Raw genomic sequence first — 5271 nt, 5'->3', positions numbered from 1 at the left:
GCTGCGCGCGCAGGACGCGCGCCTCGGCGCGCAGGGCGCGCACCTCCTCGACCGCATGTCGCCGGCCGAGCGGTCCCGCGCCGAGCGCGTCGAATCCGTGCTTCCCGCCCTGCGGGCGGCAGCCGCCGACGCGGACGCGCAGGCCGCCTTCCCGGCAGGCCACACCCGGCTGCTGCGGGAGGCCGGGCTGCTCGGTCTCGTCGTACCCGAGGAACACGGGGGGCTGGGCGGCGGTCTCCGGGACCTCGCAGCGGCCACCTACGCCATGGGCACGGCCTGCCCCTCCACGGCGCTCGCCTTCTTCTTCCACAACACCAGCGCCTCACGCGGCCTGCTCCCGCTGGAGGCGATCCGCGCGGGCCTGTTCACGACGGAGGAGACCCCGGTGGTGACCGCGTTCGCCGAGCGGGTCCTCACCGCGATGGCCTCCGGCTCCTGGCTCGCCAACTTCGCCAGCGAGTCCGCCAAGAGCTCCGCCGCGAACATCTCCATCGCCACCACCGCCTCGCGCACCGACGGCGGCTGGCTGCTCTCCGGGGAGAAGTCCTTCGGCTGCGCGACCGGCGTCGCCGACCTCTACCTCGTCACCGCGCGACTGGAGAAGACCGACACCGCCGAGGGCCTGGCCATGTTCCTCGTCCCGCGCGACGCCGCCGGTGTGGCCTCCCGACCGCCCTGGAACGGGCTCGGCATGCGCGGCAGCGCCAACCACGGGATCCGGCTCGACCAGGTCTTCGTCGCCGACCCGGACGCCCTGGTCGTGCCGGGCGCCTTCACCCGCATGCTCCAGGTCAGCCGCGGCAGTTTCGTCGGCAACCAGCTCGCCATCGCCGCCGTGTACACGGGCGCCGCGCAGGCCGCCTACGACTACACACTGGACCTGCTCACCCGAAAGACCTTCGCCGACACGGGGCGGCCCATCGCGTCCTCCCCGATGCACCAGGTCCTCATCGGGGACATGACGCAGAACCTGGAGACCGCCTACCAGTGGCTGCGGCGGCAGCTGGAACTGGAGACCTCCGAGCCGCCGATCAGACCCAAACCGGAGGTGTTCAGCCAATGGCGACTGGGCAAGGGCGCGGTCACCGAGGCCTGCTTCGCCGTCGCGCTGGGCGCCCTCAAGGCGTCCGGCACCTCCGAGGCGCGCCTGGACGGGATCATCGGCCGTACGTTGCGGGACCTCGCGATGGGACTCGTGATGACCTTCCCCGCCGAACGCGGCCGCCTGGAGGCCGCGAAGATAGCCACCGAAGCCCAGGAGAACGCGCTGTTCGCGACGTTGGGTGAGGGCCGGTGACCCCGACATCGGCCGGGCTTCCGCCCGTATCCCCCACCGGCTGGCCGGTCACGGCCGACCTCGTCGCCGGCACCTGGGAGGAGTGCGCGGTGCGGCTCGGCCCGGAGCTGGAGGATCCGGACAGTCGCGAGGTCGTCCGCCCCGCTTTCGGCAGCTCCGCCGAGCGGGTCGAGGCGGCGCTGGCGGCCGCGGACGCCCTGCACGCGTCCCGCGCCTGGTGCGGCCTGCCGGACGAGGAGAGGGCCCGGGCGCTGGAGAGCGCCGCCGCCGCGGTCGACGGGGCCACGGAGCGCATCGTGACGGCCGAGGCGTTCGCCACCGGCGTGCCGCTCGCCCAGACCGCCGGGCTCGGAGTCATCCTCGCCGGCGCCTTCCTCGTCGCGGCGGCCCAGCTCCGCTCCGGGCTGCTGCGACGCACGGTCGCCGGCAGCGGCGGCCATCCGGTGCTGGTACGGCGTGCGGCACTCGGACCGGCCCTGTGCGTGGTGCCGTACAACGCCCCGGCGCCGATGGCCGCCCACAAGGCGGCCAGTGCGCTCGCCGCGGGGTGTCCGGTCATCGTCAAGGCCCCCGAACTGGCGCCCTACGGAACCCAGTTGCTGGTGGAGGCCGCTGCCCGAGGGCTGGCGGAGGCGGGAGCGCCGCCCGGAGCCCTCCAGTTGGTCCACGGAGACGCCTCGACCGGCGCCCGCCTCGTGGCCGACGAACGGGTGCGCGTGGTCTCCTTCACCGGCGGGACGGAGGCGGGCCGCAGGATCGGTGCCGTGTGCGGCCAGGCCCTCAAGCCGGTGCAGCTCGAACTGGGCGGCAACAACCCGCTGCTGGTCCTGCCGGACGCCGATCCGGAGGCTGCCGGCCGGATGGCGGCCCAGCTGCTGACGACGCTCAACGGCCAGTGGTGCCGGGCGCTGGGCCGGCTGATCGTGCCCTCCGCCCTGGCGCCGGCGGTCCTGGACGCGGCCGGCCGCGAGCTCTCCGCGCTGCGCGCGGGCCCACCGCTGGCCCCCGGCACCGGGTTCGGCCCCCTCGCGCACTCCCGCCACCATGCCGCTCTGACGACCGCCGTCCAGGAACTGACCTCGGCCGGGGCCACGGCTCACGCGTGGACCGAAGTACCCGCACGCGGGAACCACTTCGCCCCCCTGCTGGTCACCGGGGCGGCCGAGACGGCCACCCGCCGGGAGCTGTTCGGTCCGGTGGCCGCCGTGCACACCTACGAGCACGAGGAGGAGGCCCTCCACCTGGCCAACTCCACGGGTTACGGCCTGGAGGGGTACGTGTGCGCCGCGGACCCCGAGCACGGCCTGCGGGTGGCCGGGCGGATAGCCGCCGGGGAGGTGAAGGTGAACGGCGCCTCGGTGATGAGCCTGCACCTGGACACGCCCCGCCCGGCCTGGGGAGCCTCCGGCCTGGTCGACGAGGGCAGCGCCGAGACCCTGCTGCACTTCACCGGCGCCCGGGTCACGGGCGTGGAGGCGACCCGGTGAGCGGGACGGAAGCGGGTGCCGCCGCCGGGCCCGTCGTCGTGGCCGGGGCCGGGCCGGTGGGGCTGAGCGCCGCGCTGGTGCTGGCCCGCCGGGGCGTGCGCGTGACCGTGCTGGAGCGGGGGCCGGAGCTGGCGACGGAGTCCCGTGCGTCCACCTTCCATCCGCCCACCCTGGAGATGCTGGCCGAACTGGGCGTCCTGGAGGCGTTGCTGGCACGCGGCCTGGTCGCGGGGTCCTTCCAGTTCCGCGACCGGCGCACCGGGCCCGTCGCCACCCTCGACCTGTCCCTGCTCGCGGGGGACACCCCGTACCCGTACCGGCTCCAGTGCGAGCAGGACAAGCTGACACCGCTGCTCCTCGAGGCCCTCGGACGCCTTCCCGGCACCGACATCCGCTTCCGGGCGGCCGTGACCGGCGTGGAGCGGAGCTCGCGCGGCGTCCACGCGGTCCTGGCCGACGGCAGCAGGGTGCGCGGTGCCTGGCTGGTGGGAGCCGACGGGGCGCACTCCGCCGTCCGGCGCTCGGTGGGCGCCGAATTCCACGGGATGACCTATCCGGAGCGGTTCCTCGTCGCCTCCCTGGGCGAGGATCTCCGAGCGGTCCTGCCCGATCTGGCGCCCATCGCCTACGTCCTGGACCCCGACGAGTGGATGGTGCTGCTGCGCACTCCCGACCACTGGCGCGTCCTGCTGCCCACGCCCGACGGCACCTCCGACCGCGCCGAGCTGGACCGGCTGCCCGGCCGGCTCCGGGAGCTGACGGCGCGCGCGGACGAACCGGCCGTCCGGCACGCCAGTCTCTACCGTGTGCACCAGCGGGTGGCGGGCACCTTTCGCAGCGGGCGGGTGCTGCTGTGCGGTGACGCCGCGCACGTCAACAATCCGCTCGGCGGCATGGGCATGAACAGCGGGATCCACGACGCCGTGCTGATGGGCGGCGCGCTGGCGAACCTCCTCACGGGTGACGGGACCGACGATCAGCTGATGGAGCGTGCCGAGGAGCGCCGCAGCTGCGCGCTGAGGTACGTGGGAGCCGAGACCCACGCCAACTGGGAACGGCTGCGTGCCCGGGACGCGGGCCGACGGGGCGCGCTCATCGCGGAGTTGCGGGCGACGGCGGCGGATCCGGTGGCGGCGCGGCGGTCCCTGCTGCGCAGCTCGATGATCGACTCGCTGCGCGGGCCGGGGGCGTCGCCGTGAACCGTGCCGAAGCCGTCTCGATCACCGTGGAGAATCCGGCGCGCACGGCCCGGCCGGTGGGGAGCGTACGGGTGCACACCGGTGCGGAGGTGGACGCCGCCGTCGCAGCCGCGGCTGCCGCGGCGCCGGCGTGGGCGCGCACACCGGTCGTGGACCGGTCGGCGGCACTGCTCCGGGTCGCCGACGGCCTGGAGGCGGGTGCGGAGGACCTCGCGGTGCTGCTGGCTCAGGAGTCGGGCAAGCCCCTGGCCGACTGCCGCGGCGAGGTGGGCTACGCGTGCGCGGTGCTGCGCTGGTACGCCGAACAGGCACCACGGCTGCTGTCCCGGCGCCTGGTCGACGACGCCGGAGGCCGGCTGGAACGGCGGCTGCGGCCGTACGGGGTGGTCGCCGCCCTGACTCCGTGGAACGCCCCGGTGATCCTGACCGCGGTCAAACTGGCTCCGGCACTCGTCGCGGGCAACGCCGTGGTCGTGAAGCCGTCGCCGCTGGCGCCGCTGGCCGTGTCCGGGTTCCTCGAGGGGGCGGCGCGCGAACTCCCGTCCGGCGTACTGGGCGTGTGCCACGGGTACGCGCGGACGGCTCTGCTGCTGGCGGGCCACCCGGGCGTGGACAAGGTGTCGTTCACCGGTGGAGCGGTGGCGGGCCGGGCTCTCGGCGCGGCGGCCGCGACGGCCCTGACGCCGACCACGATGGAACTCGGCGGGAACGACGCGGCCGTCCTGCTGGACGATGCCGCGCTCTCGGACGCGGATCTGGACCGGCTGGTGCTGGCGAGCTTCGCGACGGCCGGGCAGGTGTGCATGGCCGCCAAGCGGATCTATGTGCCACGGGCCGGGCTGAAGGCCTTCGCGGAACGCTACGTCGCGGCGGCCGGACGCGTTCTGCGGCTCGGGGATCCGCTCTCCGACGGCACGACGGTGGGACCGGTGATCTCGGCGGAGGCCGCTGCTCGGGTGCGTGGGCTGGTCGCGGATGCCCGGGCGCGCGGAGGCACCGCCGTCGAACTGGGGTCGGTGCAGCCGGGGACGGACCTGGCCGCCGGGCATTTCGTGCGGCCGGTGCTGCTGCTGGGGCTGCGGGAGGACGCGCCACTGGTCTGCGAGGAGCAGTTCGGGCCTGCGCTGCCGGTGCTGGGTTACGAGGACGAGGACGACCTCGTGGCCCGGGTCAACGCCGGGCCGTACGGTCTGGCGGCGTCGGTGTGGAGTGGCGACGAGGACCGCGCCTTCGCCCTGGCCGCCCGGCTCGACGCCGGCTTCCGGTTCGTCAACACCCACAACCGGAC

4 protein-coding genes are annotated in these 5271 nt (G+C 74.9%); all 4 read left to right on the top strand.

Features of this window, described 5'->3' with window-relative positions; translation table 11 throughout:
* The coding region (locus tag EAO71_RS35910) for an acyl-CoA dehydrogenase family protein (RefSeq protein WP_222723622.1) at nucleotides 1-1297 on the top strand (1297 nt) is incomplete at its 5' end.
* Nucleotides 1294-2784 carry an aldehyde dehydrogenase family protein gene (locus tag EAO71_RS35905; protein WP_147981995.1) on the top strand — a complete coding sequence of 497 codons (1491 nt, stop codon included), beginning with the start codon at nucleotides 1294-1296 and terminating at the stop codon, nucleotides 2782-2784. The genes EAO71_RS35910 and EAO71_RS35905, both read left to right, overlap by 4 nt.
* Nucleotides 2781-3983: an FAD-dependent oxidoreductase gene (locus tag EAO71_RS35900; protein ID WP_147981994.1), complete on the top strand. Its 1203-nt coding sequence runs from the start codon at nucleotides 2781-2783 to the stop codon at nucleotides 3981-3983. Before EAO71_RS35905 ends, EAO71_RS35900 begins: the two co-directional genes overlap by 4 nt.
* The coding region (locus tag EAO71_RS35895; protein ID WP_222723621.1) for an aldehyde dehydrogenase family protein at nucleotides 3980-5271 on the top strand (1292 nt) is incomplete at its 3' end. The genes EAO71_RS35900 and EAO71_RS35895, both read left to right, overlap by 4 nt.

Origin of the sequence: Streptomyces sp. MS191 (assembly GCF_008042125.1) — a bacterium.
Lineage (GTDB): Bacteria > Actinomycetota > Actinomycetes > Streptomycetales > Streptomycetaceae > Streptomyces.
Note: the sequence above shows the minus strand (reverse complement) of the source record. Positions and strands in the feature narration are given on the sequence as shown.